2 protein-coding genes are annotated in these 1,859 nt (G+C 75.3%); one reads left to right on the top strand and one right to left on the bottom strand.

The features are described 5' to 3' along the window. Positions 1-871: hypothetical protein (locus tag E1266_RS37035; RefSeq protein ID WP_207946158.1), on the top strand; the 871-nt coding region annotated here is incomplete at its 5' end. Here the strand turns inward: E1266_RS37035 and E1266_RS37030 are convergent. After that, positions 872-1,753: a hypothetical protein gene (locus tag E1266_RS37030; protein WP_132055220.1), complete on the bottom strand. Its 882-nt coding sequence runs from the start codon at positions 1,751-1,753 to the stop codon at positions 872-874. Between the last annotated feature and the right edge of the window lie 106 nt (positions 1,754-1,859).

Here is a 1,859-nt window from a genome sequence, read left to right as displayed (position 1 = left end):
CGCGTCGGGTGGTCGGCAGGCGTCTTCGGGGTGGGAGGACGATGAGCCGTTCCTGCCGGGGAAGGGGTTGTCGGCCGAGCCGCCTCCGCGGTCGGAGCCGGAGGGTGCGGCGCCGAAGGTGGGGCCGGGGCCGATGGCCGATCCCGGGCGGCGCAAGGCGCTCGCGGACGCGTTCGTGGCCGAGTTCGTGGAGAGTGCGACGTGGCGGGCCACGCTCGCCGTGCTGGACGGAGCCTTCCCCGGACAGGGGATGGCGACGGCGCTCTCGCAGCGCGGCGATGAGCTGCGGCGGACGATGGACGCCCTCGACCGCCGGACCGTGGCGCAGCTCGGTGTCCCGGCATGGCTGGACGACGCCGGAATGGTGTTCGACCTCAGCGCGCACCTCGGTGTCCGGGCCGCGCGGGAGCCGATGCGGGAGCCCGGGCGTCCTCGCGCGTCGCGTCCCTATGCGGGGGCGTTCGTGGTCGACACTCTTGACCCGCTGCGCTACCACCGGGCGGTGGGCGGGCCGCGGGCGCCGCGTGACCTGCGGGCGGAGGGCGTGCTGCCGGTCCCGTCGGCGGAGGACGACGACAGCGGTGTCGTGATCGTCGCGAATCTGACGTCCGCGGGTGTGCGGGTCCTGGATTCGGCGGCGCTGTGGCGTTACGCGGGCCGGGTCGTCACGGGCACGCTGCACGAGGCGGCACGTCCGGAGACGCGGCAGCGGGTCCGCCGGGCGCTGTGGGCGTTGCGGCGCGTGGTGTTCGTCGACCCGGACCTCGGGCTGGGGCTGTGCCTGCAGCTCGACGCGGAGCGCGTCCCGCGGTGCCTGCTCGCGTTCCGCGTGGACCGGACGGAGGGCGCGCCGCGCTTCGTCCGGCCCTAGTCAGTCGGCGGAGCGCAGCCAGGAGAGGTCGCTCTGCCGGTCGGGCGGCAGCTCGCGGATCCGGTCCACGAGCTGCCACGGCTCCGCCGGCGGGGTGCCCTCCTCCGGGAGGACGCCGCAGACGAGCGCGGTCTGCGTGCTGACGGCCGTGAACGGGCCGAACTGCGCGACACCGCCGCCGCGCAGCGCCGCCAGCTCGGTGAGCAGCGCGTTGAGGGCGGACGGGTCCCGCGGGTCGTACAGGCCGCGGACGAACGTGAAGAGGTCCTCGGCGAGCACCTCGGGGCGCCGCCCCGACAGGTGGTACACCGTCCCCCGGTAGGCGCCCGCGGCCGCCGCCGTGTACGCCGCACGGACGCGGGGGCGCAGGCCGTACTCCGCGGCGGCGCGTTCGTACGCGTCGGCGAGCAGGGCCTCGGCCTCGCCCTCCTCGCTGAGCAGGACGCCCGCGACGACGCCCTCTTCGCGGTCGAGCCGGTCGAGCATCTCCCGGCGAAGCTCCACGACCTCCTGCTCCACCGCGTCCAGCGACCGGGCCAGGGCCCGCTGGGCGTCCCGGTCGAGGTCGAGGGCGGCCACCTCGTCGGAGAGGTCGCCGAACTGCTTCTCCAGCCGCTCCACCCGTCCGCTCAGGGCTTCCAGCCCGTCGAGGACCTCGGTCGGCGGGCCCTCCGGCTGCGGCGGCGGGATCGGGATGCCCGCGGGCTCGGTCGCCTCGTCCACCACCGTCTTGAGCGCCTCGTGCCGCCGCGCGAGTTCGGAGAGCTGGCCGCGCAGGTCGCGCAGTTCCGCCTGCGCGCGCGGGAGCCGCTTGTCGGACGCCAGGTAGAGCTCGCGTCCGGCGATCGCGAGGCAGAGCAGGACAAGGACCACGGTGGTCATGTGACTCCTCGGGAGGCGGGCTGCGCCTCCGACGATAACCATCCGCGGCCGCGTAGGCGGAGGACGCGGCCGATCTAGTCCAAAAGGCCCGCCATTTCCCCGGTCC

Origin of the sequence: Actinomadura sp. 7K534, assembly GCF_004348575.1 — a bacterium.
Lineage (GTDB): Bacteria > Actinomycetota > Actinomycetes > Streptosporangiales > Streptosporangiaceae > Spirillospora > Spirillospora livida.
Note: the sequence above shows the minus strand (reverse complement) of the source record. Positions and strands in the feature narration are given on the sequence as shown.